Below are 16,690 nucleotides of genomic sequence, written 5' to 3'. Positions count from 1 at the left end.
GTCGGGGGTTCGCCTATTTATATTTTAGTTTAAGCCCTAAAATAATTGAAGCCAAAATAAACGTGATAAAATTGGCTAAAATTATCGCAATATCTTGTTTAAAGAGACCATAAATCAGCCACAGTAAAATTCCCGTACAGAACATTAAAAATGTATTTAATGAAACATCTTTTGTGGATTTAGATTTCCAAGTGTGAAGCACTTGAGGGACAAAAGCCAATGTTGTTAATGTTCCAGCCAGCAATCCTAAAACGGTAATGATATTTTCCTTCATAAATTCTGTATTCGGTCCACAACTGCCTATAAAATTTGGGATAAAAATTGACGGGTTCGTTCTTCTTGGGGATTTTGGAAAAAGTCTGTTGGTGTTGCCACTTCGATGACGGTTCCAGCATCCATAAACACGACGCGATCGGCCACTTCTCGGGCAAATCCGACCTCATGGGTAACCACAACCATTGTCATCCCCGAGGTTGCTAAATCCCGCATGACTTCTAGGACTTCCCGGACCATTTCTGGGTCTAAAGCGGAGGTGGGTTCATCAAATAGCATGATTTTCGGTTGCATTGCCAAGGCGCGGGCGATCGCCACTCGTTGCTGTTGTCCCCCGGATAGCTGTCCGGGATACTTCCGCGCTTGTTCCAGGATTCCCACCCGTTCCAATAACTGCATCCCCACTTCCTCTGCCTTAACCTTAGACCATCGGCGCACCCATTTGGGCGCTAAGGTCACATTTTCCAAAACACTCAGGTGAGGGAATAGATTAAACTGCTGAAAAACCATCCCCACTTCCCGGCGAATATGATCAATATTCTTCAAGTCATTGGAGAGTTCAATGCTATCAATTTCAATCCTTCCTTTTTGATAGTCTTCTAGGGCATTAAAAGTCCGGATAAAGGTTGATTTCCCGGACCCTGATGGACCCATAATGACCACCACTTCTCCGGGGTCAATGGTTAGACTCACGCCCCGCAGGGCGTGATATTGTCCATACCATTTTTGGACATTTTCTGCAATAATAATAGGCCGTTTATCTGGGGTCATTGTTCATTTATTCCGGGCATTTTTAACTATCTCGAATGGTGGCAGCAGTTCCCAAAGTGGCTGCGGCATTTTTCATCCGTTTGATATCATCTAAGGACCAAAGTCGAGTATCCTCGCAGTGATGCGCTACAAGCAATCCCCACAGTCCGATCGGGGAAAGAACCGGAACCACTAAATTAGCTTGAACTTGAAGGGTTCGCAGAAACTCCCGATGACATTCGTTAATGGGTTCAGTTTCAATGTTAGAAATTGCCCGGACTCTTCCTTGCAAATATAAAGCGGCATATTCCTCCCCGAAACATTTGTCGGGTCCACTTTGTCCCATAATAGAAAATTCAGGTTTACTTACGGACTCAAAGGTAACTTGTCCTTTCCAAGGGGAATAAAAGTAATATAATAAAATCCGATTAACATTAAGGACTTCTCGTAATTCAGACGTCGTTTGTTGAATTAATAAATCCTGGTTTAGGGTTTTCGCTAAACGGTCAGCAACCTTTCGCAAACTCCAATCAGACATAAATAAAAAAATAGGGTTTAAATGGGTGAAGCAAGAGATTTATCCAAAACTTGCTTATTTCTTTATCATAAAGAAATTTAGCGGTTTTGAGGAGGCGATCGCCTTTAAGATTTTCCCCCCGCTAATTTTTGCTCTAACCGGCGACTGGCAAGGGACATTCCATAGCAGAAAATCCAGTAAATTAAGCCCACAAAAATGTAAACCTCAGCGTAGTCCCCGATAAATTCAGGTTGAGCCAGAATCGATCGCGCCATCCCTGTTAATTCTACTAAACCCACCAGCGCCAGTAAAGAGGTATCTTTAAATAATCCAATAAACTGCCCCACAATGGCAGGAATCACAGCGCGTAATGCTTGGGGTAATACAATCAGTAAAATTACCCAAGGGGTTGCCAATCCCAACGCTTTCGCTGCTTCAATTTGTCCCCGAGGGACAGATTGCAACCCTCCTCGGACATTTTCTGCCATGTAAGCGGCACTAAACAGACTCAACCCGGCGATCGCCCGCATGACGCGATCAAGACGCATCTCTACTGGCAAAAACAAGGGCAACATTACCTGCGCCATAAACAAAATCCCAATTAACGGCAATCCCCGGACAATTTCAATATACAGGATGCACAACCAGCGCAACACGGGAAGAGAACTTTGCCGTCCTAATGCTAACAAAACACCTGCGGGAAATGACAAAACAATACTTACAATTGCTGTCACCAGGGTGAGTAATAATCCATTCCATAACTGAGTTTGAACCTGTCGCAGTCCGAATCCCCCGCCAATGAACCAAAGAATCACGGGAAATGCTAAAATCCAAGCTAAAGGAATCCATTGAACCCACCGGGAACGCCAGCGAATTGTCCCAAATGAAAAGGCAGCAGCGGCAACAATTACCCCGGTTGCTATGCCGACGCGCCAATAGAGTTGGGGGGGATATCTTCCGACTAAAAATAACCGCCAGTTGACCCCAATGACTTGCCAATCTGCTAAGGCGATCGCCCAATGCAACAATCCCCCCACAAGTTGATAAATCAACCCCAGACAAATCACCGTCAGAATACTGTTGTACCATGTATTAAACAGATTTTTTCTGGCCCAGATCCAGGGAGAAAGTTTTGGCGTAACAGGTGGAAGTTCGGCTTTGCTATCCATACATTCATTACCATTTTTAATAGATTTAGGCAGTTATAGGAATTTTCATGTTCACGAAGTACATCTATAATTGATCCCCCCTAGCCCCCCTTAAAAAGGGGGGGACCGAGTAAAAGTCCCCATTTTTAAGGGGGACTTAGGGGGATCCTTAATGTACGTCATTGACCAGAGAAAAGCTAGATTATTAATTATAATTTTAGCGTTCTTTCAGTTGAACTTTTTTGTTATAAAAATTCAGAAACAGGGAAATTAATAAACTAATAGTCAAATAGGTTGCCATCAACAAAATCATCACTTCTACCGCCCGTCCTGTTTGATTAAACGTGGTGGAGGCGACGAAATAAATATCCGGATAACCGATCGCAATGGCTAAACTGGTATTTTTCGCTAAATTCAGATATTGACTCGTCAGGGGGGGAATCATCGTTCGCAACGCTTGGGGAAAAATCACCAAACGCAACATTAAACTCGGATTTAATCCTAGGGATTTTGCCGCTTCCCACTGTCCTTTTGGCACGGATTCAATCCCGGCGCGCACAATTTCTGCAATAAATGCTGCCGTATAAAGACTCAATCCTAGCACCAAGGCGGATAATTCTGGAGACAGTTGTAATCCCCCCACAATTTGCCCACTCTCTAGCACTTCCGGTATCGTCCAAGGCAGGGGAACAGCAACAACTTGCTGACTTAAATAAATTATTCCCGGCAATTTTATGACATCTTTTAACCCCGGCAAACTTAAGAAAACTGCCGAATACCAGAAGAATAATTGCAGCAATAAAGGCGTATTGCGGATAATTTCCACATACAGTAATGAAAGTTTTCTTAATAGCCAATTATCCCACAATCGCCCGATTCCCACAGTAACCCCGACTACCGTTGCCAGGATAATTCCCACCGCCATCACTCGTAAGGAGTTGAGTAATCCTACCAATAAAGCTCTAGCATAAGTCGAACTTCTATCGTAGGGAATCAGGGTTTCGCCAATATCAAAAGCCGCTTGAGAGTCTAAAAAATTAAATCCCAAAGTCATGCCTTGTTGCTGTAAATTGCGCTGCAAGTTTTGCCAAAGGGTTACCCCTAATATCGCAATCAAGACAACGGCAACAGCTTGGATGGCAATAAACCAAAATCGGCGATCGCGCCACAATCTTCTCATGTATGGTTCCCCTCAACTCCTCCCGAAACTTTACCCAAACCGACTGCGATCGTGGGGTTCATCCCAATTAATCATCGGTCCTTTAGGCACAATTCCTGTGGGATTGACTTTCGGATGACTCCGATAATAATGCTGCTTAATATGGTCAAAATTGCAGGTAGGTTTAATCCCCGGATGTTGATACAATTCCTTGAGATAATTCCATAAATTAGGATAATCTACAATTCGCCGGATATTACATTTGAAATGCACATAATAAACCGGGTCAAACCGCACCAGGGTGGTAAACATACAAATGTCAGCTTCTGTCAGGCGATCGCCACATAAATAACGCTGTTTTTCCAGAACCTTTTCCCAGTGATCCAAAGCATCAAATAAATCTGTAACCCCTTCCTCATACGCCCCCTGAGTTGTGGCAAATCCAGCCCGATATACCCCATTATTAATCGGTTGATAAATCTCGTCCAGGGTTTTATCAATGACCTCTTGCAAATCCTCTGGATATAAGTCAATAGAATTTTCTGAAATCCCCTCAAATTGCGTATCCAACATTCGGATAATTTCCCGAGATTCATTGTTGACAATTTGATGAGTTTCTTTATCCCACAAAACCGGCACGGTTACTCGTCCACTGTAATTATCATCCGCTTTAAGATACAGTTGCCATAAATAAGCGCAGTCATTCACGGTATCGGGAATCATCCCGGGATACTCCGCAAATTCCCAACTATTTTGGTCAATCACCGGGGAAACTACCGAGAGACTAATCGCTTGTTCTAAGCCTTTCAACGATCGCATAATCAGCGTCCGATGGGCCCAAGGACAAGCTAACGATACATAGAGATGATACCGTCCAGCCACTGCCGGATATTGACCAGACTTATCCGCAGTAATCCCATTCCGAAAGGTGGTAGAAGGGCGAATAAATCGACCGCCACTATCTTCCTGTTCCCGTTCCGTTACCCATTTTCCATCAATTAATAAACCTAGCCCCATCGTTTTTCTTCTCCTAATTGTTAAAAAATTTAGCTAAAAAATGGACATCTTTTAGCGGAAGGGAGGTGAATACATCAACCCACCATCGGTCCATAATCGATTTAATCCTCGCTCCAGATTGAGAGGGGTTTCTGGTCCTAAATTGCGATTATAAATTTCTCCATAGTTGCCCACATGGCGAATCACTCGCGCTGCAAAATCATTGGTTAATCCTAAATCTTGGCCTAAATTGCCTTCCGTTCCCAAAAAGCGCCTAATTTCGGGATTGGTACTATTAACCATTTCCTGGACATTTTTGGAAGTAATCCCCAGTTCTTCGGCATAGATGGTGGTATAAATAATCCAATTCACCATATCGGACCAGTTCGGGTCTCCTGGGGCGACGGCAGGGGCGAGGGGTTCTTTAGAAATGGTTTCTTCTAAAATTAAATGTTGGTCAGGGTCAGGAAAGCGCGATCGCCTTGAGACTAATTGAGAGCGATCGGACGTCACCGCTTGACAGCGACCCTGTAGATAGGTGGCATAGGCAACATTAATATCATCAAATACCACAAGTTGATACTTGACACCGAGACTTGCCATGCGATCGGCGACATTTTGCTCGTTAGTCGTCCCCGTTTGGGTGCAAATTGCTTTATCCTTCAGTCCGGCTAGGTTGGTAATCCCGCTATTTTTCTGAACCATAATCCCCTGTCCGTCATAGAAGACGACGGGGGCAAATGCCATCCCGACAGCCCCTGTATCCCGGCTGAGGGTCCAGGTGGTGTTCCGACTCAAGATATCAACTTCCCCACTTTTCACAGCGGTAAAGCGTTCTTTAGCGTTGAGATTGCGGAATTCCACTGCATTGGGGTCGTCAAAAATAGCGGCGGCGATCGCCCGACAGATATCCACATCGAGTCCCGCATATTTGCCCGTGGCATCGACAAAACTAAATCCCGGTAACTCGCCACTTACTCCACAGACAATCTGACCCTGATTTTGAAGTTGAGCCAACTTCTGCGAACCCGTGGCAACATTTCCATTGGGTTGACCCGATGTCCCCCCACAAGCAGTCACGGCGATCGCCAAACCTAGACTCGCCAGTTTCAATAATCCCTTTTTACCCATCTCTATGAATTTCTTATATTGAATTGGCCGGTTGCAGTGCCATTATCCTAATTAAAGGCTGTGCTTTATCTTACACGACTGGGGAAAGCCTGCGGGTTCGACCACTGAAAATCCCTACTGCTGTGGCGATCGCAGTAGATATTTCATCAACCGTTTCAACCGTTGAGTGGGTTGCGCCATTGCGTGCCTCTCCCCCAAGAAAGCGGCAGACAAACTGGACCGCGATCGGTCATCCATTGCGGGAAATAAAGATTAGGGCCAAGGGAACCCTGAACTTGAGCAAGGGGTTATCCCATCTCCGTGGCAATTCGTTCGCTGGCGATATCACGAATCAGAGACAGACGCGATCGCAAGTATGCATTCAACACATTCACTTGATCGGGATCGAGGGGTTGCTCTTGTTTGAACTGTTTTAGCAACCACTGCACCAAGCTTGCATCATCTAGGCTTAACAAAACGTTAACCTGAGTTTTTTCTATCAAGGACCAAATTTGACGTAGCATTAAGGGATTCATCTTTCCTCCTGCCAACAAAAACCAATCTCTTGTCGGGGATTGGCTAAATGCGGATTTACTTCGCGACTACCCGAAAAACGACTCTCGCCGTTCTTCCAGTAAGCTTAATAATTCCTTTATATTTACACCATACCGTATTTATCCGGGATTGGATCGACACAACATAAGATGCAACAATAGTTACCAAAACCTTACAATTCGTTTGTTACAAACTTTACCTTTTCACCCCTTGTTCAGTCTTGAATCCGTGATTTTTCACCGAATCAGGCTGTTTTTGGTAGTTGAGACTACATATTAAGTTTTTTGAAGGTAAACCAAGCAATATCTCGTTATGTTGCGATTGAAAAATGCACCCATTCATGGGATGCTCAATTGATTATATCGCGCTCATCAAGAGTTCCTCTTCTTAAAAAGGGACTTCGTTACCTCATCGAACCCACTCTGAATTCTCCCAAAGATTGAGTTCATTGAAGTTGAGGGATTTCCCCAAATTTCGAGTAACGTTTTGTAACCCGAATCGCGATCGCCTAGCTTATCGGCATCGGATTAGATCCCCAGGACAACCCACCCCGTTTCTGCCCCAGATTGGGTGCTAATCGGTAAAGATTTTGTAAATAAAGCTTATCAACGATGTTGAACCAGTCATCTAGCGCGGAATTGTAACGTTATCCCACCCCGGCAATTCTGAACCCAACTTAATCGCGATCTCTAAGTTTTTCCCTAAAAATGGAGAATAGCGGATTCGAACCGCTGACCTCTGCGGTGCGATCGCAGCGCTCTACCAACTGAGCTAATTCCCCGGTCATTCGTAGAACCATCATAACATGAACCCATGCCGAAAGGGAAGAGGCAATCCCAGATAAATTTTGGGTGGGTTCAGAATGGCTCAAACTCCTCTGGCATTGAGAGTTTCCTTAACCCGGTACAGGTTGAGACCAACAACGCTGAAAGAACTCCCGGAGGCGATCGAGTTCCACATCGCGTAGATAATCTACCGTCCAATCTGCCTGCCGTTGGAGCATATGAAACGGGTAAGTATTGGCAATCCCAACCACTTGAATTCCAGCCCGTTGAGCCGCCTGAATCCCCGCTGGAGTATCTTCGATCGCTAAACAATCTCTGGGGGTCAGGTCGAGTTCCGGATATTGCTGATTCAGCCGTTCCACCGCCAATAGATAGCCATCGGGTTCTGGTTTGCTGGCGGTGATGTCATCTCCCGCGACGATCGCCGAGAAATATTGGGCCATATTTGCCCGATTTAACACCAGTTCCACCTCCGATCGCAAAGCACCCGAGACCACCGCCAATTTTAACTGAGCGCCGCGCAGTTTATAGATCAAGTCTTCCACCCCCATAAAAATCGGCAGTTTATCCAGGGTAGCGAGTCGTTCCTGATAGGCGATCGCCTTGCGAGCAACCAAGGCATCCAGCGCCGCATCCGTCAGGAACCGACCCCGAGTGGCAAATAACTCCGCAATACAGGCGCGATCGCTGCGTCCTAAACAGATTTGCCAGAACTCCCCCTTTTTCGGGCGCAAGTTCTCCGACAGCAGCAACTCATTGATTAACTCTTCGTGAATCGACTCATCATTAATAATGACCCCATTGAAATCAAATAAAATCGCCTTTAAACTCATGGTCCCTCTCTCCTTAGTAACTGGGAGCCACAACCCAGGACTCCTGTTGTTCCGTCCACCTCGATGACTCCATCGGAGATTGAGGCAAAGGTTTGATCCCACTGGTTACCTGATTGAGTAACCAAACTTCCCTCGTCTGTACCGCCTCAAATCCTGCCGCACCCATCCAGGCATCTACACTGCCACCGGCGTACTCTTGAATATAAGGTTCTTCAAAAATTTGGGTCAGCCACTCTGTCTGGCGTAGGGTTTTTTGATTGCCATCAAGAATCAAAAACTGTCCCCCAGGTTGCAACAGTCGGAAGCTTTCTTGCGCGATCGCCGAGGCAATTTCTGTAGGGGTCTCGTGGAATAATAACGAAGCCGTCACCAAGTCGAAAGAATTGGGGGCAAATCCCGTCTGTTCCGCAGGACCATGCACCCACTGAATCTCTAAACCCGCTTGTTTAGCCTTGTATTCCGCCATCACCAGCATATAGGGGGATAAATCTAACCCAATGACTTCAGCATCAGGAAAGGCTTGCTTAAGCCGGATTGTGGTCGAACCCGTACCACAACCCAGGTCCAGAATTCGGCGCGGATGGGTGCGAATTTCATCAATTAACCCTTGACGGATCCAGCCTTCATGGGGAGGAAGCGCATATTGGGTAATCGGGTCATAACTGACTGCCGCACCTGGATTGAGATAACCGCGTTCAATGCCGTGAAAATTTTGAGTGATGTAATAGTCGGGGTACTCCAAATCTGGCCGTCTGAGGCGATCGCTCTCGGTTTCCCAGTCGATGCTACGACTTACTTGCTGCATCGCCTTTTGATCGACGAATAGCCAGACGACGGGTGCTAAAAACTGCTCAAAAATGGTGTCTTTACGAACGGTCATGGTTGGGCCTCAAGATTGCGATGGAGTGCGGTGTTCAGGCGCGATCGCCGACTCCAGGATGAGTTAAGAATCGTTAAAAAAGTTATTAAAAGTTTAAACAGTATTTTACCCAGTATAGAGATAAGGGATGGGAAAGGCAAAGCACCCAGGGCAATCCTGGGCCCAAGGGCGATCGCCCAGTCCCAGACAAAATCATTACCCCGGCATCAGTGGGATGGGATATGATGCGATGGCAAACGCAAACAGCCCAACACCAGCCGAACATAAAAGCTCATGGCTCAAAACATTGGTCTTTCTATAAAAATTTTTTATGGGGTGGTTGGCATTTTAACCACTTTGGCGATCGATGCCACTCTCTCCCAACCTCTACAAGCGCAAGATACCGATTTAGAAACCCTGTGTCGGTTGTTTCCGCTGAATTCTCGCTGTCAACAAGTCCCTGGACCAACCCCGGTCCCACCGGCCCCGGCACCCCTGCCCCCAACTCAACCCCTTCCCCCCACTCAAACGCTTCCCCCTGCACCGCGTCCCGTTCCCCCATCTCAACCTGCGCCCTTGCCACCGCGTACCTTGCGCTTGCTGGAAGAACGCAGTGGGATTGCCGTTTCAGGTAGCGTGGGAACCCCGGGGATTGGCGCTCAGGTTACGGGTCGGATTTTTCCCAATTTAAACGCAAGAATTGGATTTAATGGCGTATCCTTCAACCGCGAATTTACAGAAAACGACATTACTTACGATACGGATGTCGATTTGCGGACCATACCGGCTTTTGTCGATTATTTTCCCGACGAAGACTCGGGATTTCGGATCACCGGGGGTCTAGTTTATAACGGGAATAAGGCAACAGGAATCGGTCAGTCTGATTTCAATGACGACGGACTTCCGTCCTATGAGATTGGTGGCACTAGCTTTGATGTGACGGAAGTAGGTACGTTAGAAGCTGAGGTTGATTTTCCAGATTTTGCACCTTATATTGGGCTGGGTTGGGGTAATCCGGTGGCTTTTGGAAAGCGATGGGGCTTTTTTATGGACCTGGGGGTGATGTTTCAGCGATCGCCCGATGTGTCGTTAAGCGCTCCTGGTGCTGCATCCAATCCTGTACTAAACAATGCACTTCAGCGAGAGCAAGAAGACTTGGAAGAGTCGTTAGGGCGTTTCCGATTTTACCCTGTTTTGCAAGTGGGCGTAACTTATCAGTTTTAGCGTAGGGTAAACCCTGAAGAGATGATGCAAGGGGGGTCAAGGCGATCGCCTTTTCAGGTTTTGGCTCACATTAAACCCCCCAACGCGATCGCCTTGACCCCCAAAAGTGAGCGAATGCATATCTGAGATAATTTTGTCAAGTCAAAGACTGAAAACATACAAGTTTTGGGCTACAATCGTCAAGCCAATCCCTTCCAAGAAATTCCCCGATTTCCGTCTTGAAGATGACTTAGAAAAATCGGGGAAAATCGATGAAAATCGGCGGGAACAGAGTTGAGTGAACAATGCAGGCGGCAGAAGGGAAGAATTTAGTTCTGGGGCGATCGCCCGTTTAATCACCCCAGCCCGTCTGATTCTGGCGGTTTCTCACCGTAAACTAACTTAAAAGAGGGTGACTCTCAGTCTTGGTCATTCAGACCTCAACCGCAATGAGGCAGGGGTGAAAGATTGTTCCTTAAACAACAATCCGTTCCCCAATTAAAGGACAAATTTAAACAAGCTCACTGGGAGTAGCGGTTAAATCACAACGCCTTTAACACTCAAACCCCTTCTGGAAACCCAGAGGGAATCGTTCAAAAGGGATTAATTCCCCAAAATAAACCCTAAACATCAATTCTCCAGGGATATCCCTGATTTAAAATTTAGACTTGCCAGCAAGAAATAGGAGTGAACAGGATGACCAGTTTCAGCACCTTTGCCGAACCCTCAATGCTCGACTTAGCACGGGCGGGAAATTTTCGGGCGATCGCCTACCTGATTAACTCATACCTGGCCCCCCAAGGTATTTACGCTAGGGTCGAACCCGTCCAAAAAGGATGTCTGCCGATCCGCCTGGAAATCAATGGCTTAAACCATCAACCGGATCTTTACCAGCAACTGCGTTCCGGCTTAAATAAATTTATTTGTCACCAAATCTGGCGGCTCAATTCAGAAGTCATTGATGGTGTTCGCATCATTGCTACAGGTGCTAACCCCGTGGGAAATCCTGACTTATTGTGGCAGCAGTCCATCCGCATTGTCACCCCAGCCAACCAACAACGCAGAAATCAATATTTACAGAAGTTGCTTGATGGGGTCTCCCGCGCCGCTTCTTGGATCAACTATAAAGTTTTCCGATTATTTTTAGTAGCGGGCGTCTCCGTCAGTGCCTTTATCATGGGCAGCGCGATCGGCTACCTGCAACTACGCGACCAATCCCAACCCAACGCCATTGTTTCCCCCCAAACTGCCTCCAATCCGGTCAACGGGGAGCAGGAACGTCCTAAAATGGTCCAAGCCGCCTTAGAAACCGTTCCCGTCATTGAACATACCGATGTGATTAACCCCAATGACCCAACGGTTACCCTGATGATGAGCGGAGATGTCACCCTCGGTCATGGGTTTGAAGACCTCATCGGAAGTGATTATACCTGGGCCTTTGACCAAATGCCGGAATACCGCGAGGCAGATATGGCAATGGTCAACCTAGAAGGCACCTTGACCACCGCCGACACCAAACTGGAAAAAACCTTTAATTTTAAAGCCGACCCCTCCTCCGTGGAGGTTCTCACCTCGGGAGGCGTGGATATCGTCAATCTGGCAAATAATCACGCGATGGACTACCAGGGTCCCGGACTCCAGGAAACCCTAAAAACTTTAGAAAAAGCCGGGATTCATGCGATCGGATCCGGGATGGAGATGACGGAAGCCCGACGTCCTAAAATTATTGATGTTAAAGGTCAGCGAATTGCTTATTTTGGTTACTATACGGCGGATTATCATGCCGCAGCCGCAGGCGTACCGGGAACTAATCACGGCATGGAACAGCGGATTGCTGAGGATATTAAGGCCGTTCGGGATGAAGTCGATTGGGTGGTGGTGAATTTTCACTGGGGCGTAGAACTGGCAAATTATCCCGAAATTTGGCAAAGCGAATTGGCCTATTTTACGATTGACCAAGGAGCGGATGTGATCGTAGGTCATCATCCTCATGTATTGCAGGGGGCAGAGATTTATAAGGGACGGCCTATCGCTTACTCTCTAGGGAATTTTATTTTTGGAGGGAATGCTCGCAGCGATTACGATACTGCCGTTCTGAAAGTGTCCTTGCGAGAAGAACAAATGAAGGTGGAATTTTTACCCGTTGAGGTCCGGAAGTATCAACCCAAAGTGGTCAAAGGGGAAAGGGGCGATCGCATCCTCGAACACATCGATATGATCTCTGGGGTGTTTGAAGAACCCATGACTTCCCCCATGATTCTGGATGCTCGCCAATCTAAAGTAGTCACCTCCGGAGAGACCCTCTTTGACTCCCAAAAAGCGACTGAAAGTCAGTCTAATCCGACACTTCCAGAAGAGTTACCCGGTACTGAAGATGAGGCGTTTAATGCTTCCCCATTTACCGATGAGTTAGGCGCGCCTCTTACTTTTGGAGAAGCTGATAAATTGAGCGAGGTGGAACCGCCCTCCCCACCTCCCTCCAATGGGACCTCTCGGGCCGTGGGGATGGCCCTGGCAGCCGCAGCCGCAGGGGGTGCCATTGGGGTAGCGGGTCGGAACAAGAAAATCAAACTGCCGCAGTTCGCCAAAAGCACGGTTTCCAGCTAGTGCAACGGCGATCGCCCCAGGGGGAGAAGGGTCTGAAAATAGGGTTCTGAATCAACCCCGTGGCAAATTCCCCTTGACTATCCGATCGCCGTCCGTTACAACCGTAAAGACTGAGATAATTGCCGCCCCCGATCATTCGACTCAAGGACAAAGGATAAACAGTGTTTGCGATCGCAGTAAAAGAAGAACAATACAAGACCTACATCCTCTCCGACCAACCCGCTCAATCCCGGGTCAAAGTCGTTCCCGAACGGGGTGGCATCATCACCAGTTGGCAAGTTCAAGGTCATGACCTCCTCTATCTGGATGCTGAACGCTTTGCCAACCCCGATTTAAGTGTCCGTGGCGGCATCCCCATCTTGTTTCCCATCTGTGGCAACTTGCCGAATAACACCTATAGCTATCAAGGCAAAGAGTACCAGCTTAAACAACATGGGTTCGCCCGGGATTTACCTTGGGAAGTCACGGAGGGAGTGACCAAGGACCTGGCGAGTATTACCCTAATTCTCAATAGTAGCGATCGCACCCGTGCCGTTTATCCCTTTGATTTTGAACTGGCCTTTACCTACAAGCTCAAAGGCAATAGCCTAGAAATCGACCAACGCTACACCAACACCGGCGATCGGTCCATGCCCTTTTCTACCGGACTCCATCCCTACTTTTGGGCCCCGGATAAGTCCAAACTCCAATTTAAAATTCCTGCCGTCCAATACACGGACCAACAAACCCAAACTCAACATCCCTTCAACGGTAGCTTCGATCTCAATGTCGATGAAATCGATGCCGCCTTTACCAAAATTACCGGACTTGCTGCCACGGCGATCGACCACAGTCGCCGCTTGCAAGTCCGGTTACTCTTTAAAGCCAGTTATTCCAACGTCGTCTTTTGGACCCTCAAAGACAAAGACTTCTACTGTCTCGAACCTTGGACCGCCCCTCGAAACGCCCTCAACACCGGGCTACATCTGATGAATTTGGAACCCGGAGACAAGTGGGAAACCCAAGTTCGCCTAAGCGTAGATTTTTTTTAAAAAACCCCTTGCTTTTTTTTAACAGGCTGTGCTAATGTAGCTAAGGTGCTGAAAAAGAAAGCACGCGGGTCGCTAACTCAACGGTAGAGTATTCGGCTTTTAACCGACTAGTTCCGGGTTCGAATCCCGGGCGACCCATAAATTCAAAACATCATATCTTTTATAGTCTCAAAGCCATTGAAGAAGAAGGCTGAAGGCTAAAAATTCAGCTTGTTTTTCCTGCGTTTCTTCCCGTTGCCCCTTTATTGATTTGGCTTTGAGAGTCAAAATTGGCAATTCTGAGATCAAAACGTTATAAAGTTCTCATTTTTAGATATAATTCGTAAAAATCTGAAATTTGTCTTAAACTTGTTGTAACAATTTCAGCTTGTCCATACCCCATCGCTGAAAAAAAAGTAATTAGGAGGACCATCTATGGCGCTTGTACCTATGCGGTTAATGCTGGATCATGCAGCAGAGAACGAGTACGGCATTCCGGCCTACAACGTCAACAACATGGAGCAGATCCAAGCAATCATGCAGGCTGCTGACGAAACCAACAGCCCCGTGATTCTACAAGCTTCTCGTGGTGCACGCAAATATGCAGGAGAAAACTTCCTCCGTCACTTGATCTTAGCCGCAGTGGAAACCTACCCCCATATCCCCATTGCCATGCACCAAGATCATGGCAACGCACCTTCCACCTGCTACTCGGCCATGAAACAAGGGTTCACCAGCGTCATGATGGATGGCTCCTTGGAAGCAGATGCCAAAACCCCGGCAAGCTACGAGTATAACGTTGAAGTTACCCGCGAAGTCGTGAGAGTGGCTCACTCCATCGGCGTCAGCGTCGAAGGCGAACTCGGTTGCTTGGGTTCTTTGGAAACCGGCATGGGTGAAGCAGAAGATGGTCACGGGTTTGAAGGAAAACTCTCCCATGATCAACTGCTGACCGACCCAGATCAAGCCGTTGACTTCGTTGAGCAAACCCAAGTGGATGCTTTGGCAGTGGCGATCGGAACCAGCCACGGTGCCTACAAATTCACCCGTAAACCCACTGGGGAAATCTTAGCAATCAGCCGGATCGAAGAAATTCACCGTCGCTTGCCGAACACCCACCTGGTCATGCACGGTTCTTCCTCCGTACCCCAAGACTTGATCGAACTGATCAACAAATACGGCGGAACCATCCCCGAAACCTACGGCGTGCCCATCGAAGAAATCCAAAAAGGAATCAAGTGCGGTGTCCGTAAAGTGAACATCGACACCGATAACCGTTTGGCAATCACTGCCGCTGTCCGTGAGGCCCTGGCCCAAAATACCAAGGAATTTGACCCCCGTCACTTCCTGAAACCCTCCATCCAATATATGCAAAAAGTCTGTGCCGAACGCTATCAAGCCTTTGGTACCGCCGGTAACGCCTCCAAGATCAAGCAAGTCAACCTCGATGACTTCGCCGCCAAGTACGCCAAAGGCGAACTCAGCGCCACGATCAAAAAGGCCGTCACCGCCTAAATTGTAAAAATTGGCATAGGTAAGAGCCAACGATTGTAACTCTTATCGGCCATTTTCATCAATAAAAAAAAGGGTAGTGCAATGCACTGTCCTTTTTTTTGCATTCCAAGTTCGTAGTAACGACTTCAGTCGTTCTCTTATGTTCGTAGTAACGACTTCAGTCGTTCTCTTGTCTTAGTTCTTCCCGACACAACGGCGGGGGTTCAAACCCCCGCCTAATAGCTAAAGTCGGATAAATCCGACTGAAAACCTTACCTGATAAACAGTTTAATGGGGTTTTAACCTACTTTAGTTCTTAGCTTAACCCCCCCAGTTGTTGCAACTACGAACTAAGGAAGAGAACGACTGAAGTCGTTACTACGAACACAAGAGAACGACTGAAGTCGTTACTACGAACTGGGATAGTCATCGGTTAATACAGATTGAAAATAGTGCTGGACTAATGGCACTTTGATTTGATAATTTCCCGGTTCTACCTCGGCGATTACCTGTTTTTTAATCAGTTTTTTAATCAGCCGTTGATTACCCGGGTCCACGGTTCCCGCCATCAAATCCTGGATAAAGTCCCGTTCCCTGTCAGAAAGGGTTTTTGTCCATAATTCTCTAAAATACATTCCCCCCACCTCTAATACCTTGGAAATCAACCCATCGATATCTTCCCGCGTCGCTTGGAACTCGGGAATCGCTGTCCCTCGCTTCCCGGTGAGTTCTCGGGATTTCTGATTGAGGCGATCGACGACCAGCAAACAAGTTAACTGAACTAAATAGGGTTGACAGGCGGTTAATTCGACAATGCGATCAACGGCTTGCGGATGGTAAATCTCGGGAAATTTTTCTACAGGTTTGAGAATCAACTCTCGCGCTTCCGGTTCTTCCAAATAGGTGAGGTGCAGGGATTGAGTATTAATCAGATAATCACTCCAATAGGGGTCTAATTCATCTGGAGTATGGGAACCGCTAAATAACAGAATCCACTGGGGACAATGCTGCATCAGGTGACGGAGGAAGTTTAGGGGGGCGCGACTGTTTGTGGCGTCAATCAGTTCGCTGAGACGTTCAAATTCATCCAAACAGAGGAGAAACCGCTTACCCGATGCCATGCGCTCAATTTGAGTAAACCAGGTTTGCAATGCCAAAAACGGATCGGTTTGCAGTTGCTCCAAATCCGGGTGAGGTAATTGCAGTCGGCGCGCGTTCCATGCTGCTTTCTGGATGGCAGTCGCTAGGGATTGGGCGAATCCAGACAGGGTGATTGTGCTGGCGATGCCTTGAATATCCACGAGTAAGGGGACGACTGGAGTTTAGACTAAGCCAGTGACACGAAAGCAATAAAGAGGGGAGCCCGACTTGCATCTAGGCTCCCCTTGGCA

At 47.2% G+C, this 16,690-nt stretch carries 16 protein-coding genes and 2 tRNA genes; 5 read left to right on the top strand and 13 right to left on the bottom strand.

Annotated elements, in window-relative coordinates; all coding sequences use genetic code 11:
• Positions 1-13: 13 nt before the first annotated feature.
• The 12 genes from NG796_RS20040 to NG796_RS19985 all read right to left on the bottom strand — a co-directional run bounded on the left by NG796_RS20040 (position 14) and on the right by NG796_RS19985 (position 9,006).
• Positions 14-274, bottom strand: coding sequence for a SemiSWEET transporter (locus NG796_RS20040; RefSeq protein WP_261208725.1), 261 nt, complete (start codon positions 272-274; stop codon positions 14-16).
• A 26-nt stretch (positions 275-300) separates the two neighbouring features.
• Positions 301-1,044: an amino acid ABC transporter ATP-binding protein gene (locus NG796_RS20035; protein WP_261208722.1), complete on the bottom strand. Its 744-nt coding sequence runs from the start codon at positions 1,042-1,044 to the stop codon at positions 301-303.
• Between the two features lie 22 nt (positions 1,045-1,066).
• Positions 1,067-1,561, bottom strand: coding sequence for a GAF domain-containing protein (locus NG796_RS20030; protein ID WP_261208721.1), 495 nt, complete (start codon positions 1,559-1,561; stop codon positions 1,067-1,069).
• 104 nt (positions 1,562-1,665) lie between these two features.
• Positions 1,666-2,709, bottom strand: a complete 1,044-nt coding sequence (locus NG796_RS20025) for an amino acid ABC transporter permease (RefSeq protein WP_261208720.1) — start codon at positions 2,707-2,709, stop codon at positions 1,666-1,668.
• Between the two features lie 196 nt (positions 2,710-2,905).
• Positions 2,906-3,868 carry an amino acid ABC transporter permease gene (locus tag NG796_RS20020; protein ID WP_261208719.1) on the bottom strand — a complete coding sequence of 321 codons (963 nt, stop codon included), beginning with the start codon at positions 3,866-3,868 and terminating at the stop codon, positions 2,906-2,908.
• A 30-nt stretch (positions 3,869-3,898) separates the two neighbouring features.
• Positions 3,899-4,864: a glutathione S-transferase family protein gene (locus NG796_RS20015; protein ID WP_261208718.1), complete on the bottom strand. Its 966-nt coding sequence runs from the start codon at positions 4,862-4,864 to the stop codon at positions 3,899-3,901.
• Positions 4,865-4,915: 51 nt separating this feature from the next.
• Entirely contained in the window at positions 4,916-5,974 is a 1,059-nt protein-coding gene (locus tag NG796_RS20010) for an amino acid ABC transporter substrate-binding protein (RefSeq protein WP_261208717.1), read from the bottom strand.
• Positions 5,975-6,088: 114 nt separating this feature from the next.
• Positions 6,089-6,211, bottom strand: a complete 123-nt coding sequence (locus tag NG796_RS20005) for a hypothetical protein (protein WP_261208716.1) — start codon at positions 6,209-6,211, stop codon at positions 6,089-6,091.
• Positions 6,212-6,261: 50 nt separating this feature from the next.
• On the bottom strand, positions 6,262-6,489 hold the full coding sequence (locus NG796_RS20000) for a hypothetical protein (RefSeq protein ID WP_261208715.1): 228 nt from the start codon (positions 6,487-6,489) through the stop codon (positions 6,262-6,264).
• 727 nt (positions 6,490-7,216) lie between these two features.
• Positions 7,217-7,289, bottom strand: a tRNA-Ala gene (locus NG796_RS19995).
• Positions 7,290-7,403: 114 nt separating this feature from the next.
• Positions 7,404-8,126, bottom strand: a complete 723-nt coding sequence (locus NG796_RS19990) for an HAD family hydrolase (RefSeq protein ID WP_261208714.1) — start codon at positions 8,124-8,126, stop codon at positions 7,404-7,406.
• A 13-nt stretch (positions 8,127-8,139) separates the two neighbouring features.
• The gene (locus tag NG796_RS19985; RefSeq protein ID WP_261208713.1) at positions 8,140-9,006 is read right to left on the bottom strand and encodes a class I SAM-dependent methyltransferase; all 867 of its coding nucleotides are present in this window, start codon (positions 9,004-9,006) and stop codon (positions 8,140-8,142) included.
• 273 nt (positions 9,007-9,279) lie between these two features.
• Here NG796_RS19985 and NG796_RS19980 point away from each other — a divergent pair, with 273 nt between their 5' ends.
• The 5 genes from NG796_RS19980 (at position 9,280) to fba (ending at position 15,320) form a co-directional block, all read left to right on the top strand.
• On the top strand, positions 9,280-10,209 hold the full coding sequence (locus NG796_RS19980; protein ID WP_261208711.1) for a hypothetical protein: 930 nt from the start codon (positions 9,280-9,282) through the stop codon (positions 10,207-10,209).
• Positions 10,210-10,884: 675 nt separating this feature from the next.
• Positions 10,885-12,795: a CapA family protein gene (locus NG796_RS19975; RefSeq protein WP_261208710.1), complete on the top strand. Its 1,911-nt coding sequence runs from the start codon at positions 10,885-10,887 to the stop codon at positions 12,793-12,795.
• 161 nt (positions 12,796-12,956) lie between these two features.
• Positions 12,957-13,826 carry an aldose epimerase gene (locus NG796_RS19970; RefSeq protein ID WP_261208709.1) on the top strand — a complete coding sequence of 290 codons (870 nt, stop codon included), beginning with the start codon at positions 12,957-12,959 and terminating at the stop codon, positions 13,824-13,826.
• Between the two features lie 66 nt (positions 13,827-13,892).
• Positions 13,893-13,964: transfer RNA gene (locus NG796_RS19965), tRNA-Lys, on the top strand.
• A 276-nt stretch (positions 13,965-14,240) separates the two neighbouring features.
• Positions 14,241-15,320, top strand: a complete 1,080-nt coding sequence (gene fba / locus NG796_RS19960) for a class II fructose-bisphosphate aldolase (protein WP_261208708.1) — start codon at positions 14,241-14,243, stop codon at positions 15,318-15,320.
• Between the two features lie 389 nt (positions 15,321-15,709).
• Here the strand turns inward: fba and NG796_RS19955 are convergent, their stop codons facing one another.
• Complete coding sequence (locus tag NG796_RS19955) at positions 15,710-16,600, bottom strand: hypothetical protein (protein WP_261208707.1); 891 nt, start codon at positions 16,598-16,600, stop codon at positions 15,710-15,712.
• Between the last annotated feature and the right edge of the window lie 90 nt (positions 16,601-16,690).

This window comes from Laspinema sp. D2d, from assembly GCF_025370755.1.
Lineage (GTDB): Bacteria > Cyanobacteriota > Cyanobacteriia > Cyanobacteriales > Laspinemataceae > Laspinema.
The sequence above is the reverse complement of the archived record's forward strand: the minus strand, read 5'-3'. Positions and strand labels throughout refer to the sequence as shown.

Coding starts and splice junctions, on each gene's coding strand:
- NG796_RS20040 (WP_261208725.1), bottom strand. CDS start 274: ATGAAGGAAAATATCATTACCGTTTTAGGATTGCTGGCTGGAACATTA.
- NG796_RS20035 (WP_261208722.1), bottom strand. CDS start 1,044: ATGACCCCAGATAAACGGCCTATTATTATTGCAGAAAATGTCCAAAAA.
- NG796_RS20030 (WP_261208721.1), bottom strand. CDS start 1,561: ATGTCTGATTGGAGTTTGCGAAAGGTTGCTGACCGTTTAGCGAAAACC.
- NG796_RS20025 (WP_261208720.1), bottom strand. CDS start 2,709: ATGGATAGCAAAGCCGAACTTCCACCTGTTACGCCAAAACTTTCTCCC.
- NG796_RS20020 (WP_261208719.1), bottom strand. CDS start 3,868: ATGAGAAGATTGTGGCGCGATCGCCGATTTTGGTTTATTGCCATCCAA.
- NG796_RS20015 (WP_261208718.1), bottom strand. CDS start 4,864: ATGGGGCTAGGTTTATTAATTGATGGAAAATGGGTAACGGAACGGGAA.
- NG796_RS20010 (WP_261208717.1), bottom strand. CDS start 5,974: ATGGGTAAAAAGGGATTATTGAAACTGGCGAGTCTAGGTTTGGCGATC.
- NG796_RS20005 (WP_261208716.1), bottom strand. CDS start 6,211: ATGGATGACCGATCGCGGTCCAGTTTGTCTGCCGCTTTCTTGGGGGAG.
- NG796_RS20000 (WP_261208715.1), bottom strand. CDS start 6,489: ATGAATCCCTTAATGCTACGTCAAATTTGGTCCTTGATAGAAAAAACT.
- NG796_RS19990 (WP_261208714.1), bottom strand. CDS start 8,126: ATGAGTTTAAAGGCGATTTTATTTGATTTCAATGGGGTCATTATTAAT.
- NG796_RS19985 (WP_261208713.1), bottom strand. CDS start 9,006: ATGACCGTTCGTAAAGACACCATTTTTGAGCAGTTTTTAGCACCCGTC.
- NG796_RS19980 (WP_261208711.1), top strand. CDS start 9,280: ATGGCTCAAAACATTGGTCTTTCTATAAAAATTTTTTATGGGGTGGTT.
- NG796_RS19975 (WP_261208710.1), top strand. CDS start 10,885: ATGACCAGTTTCAGCACCTTTGCCGAACCCTCAATGCTCGACTTAGCA.
- fba (WP_261208708.1), top strand. CDS start 14,241: ATGGCGCTTGTACCTATGCGGTTAATGCTGGATCATGCAGCAGAGAAC.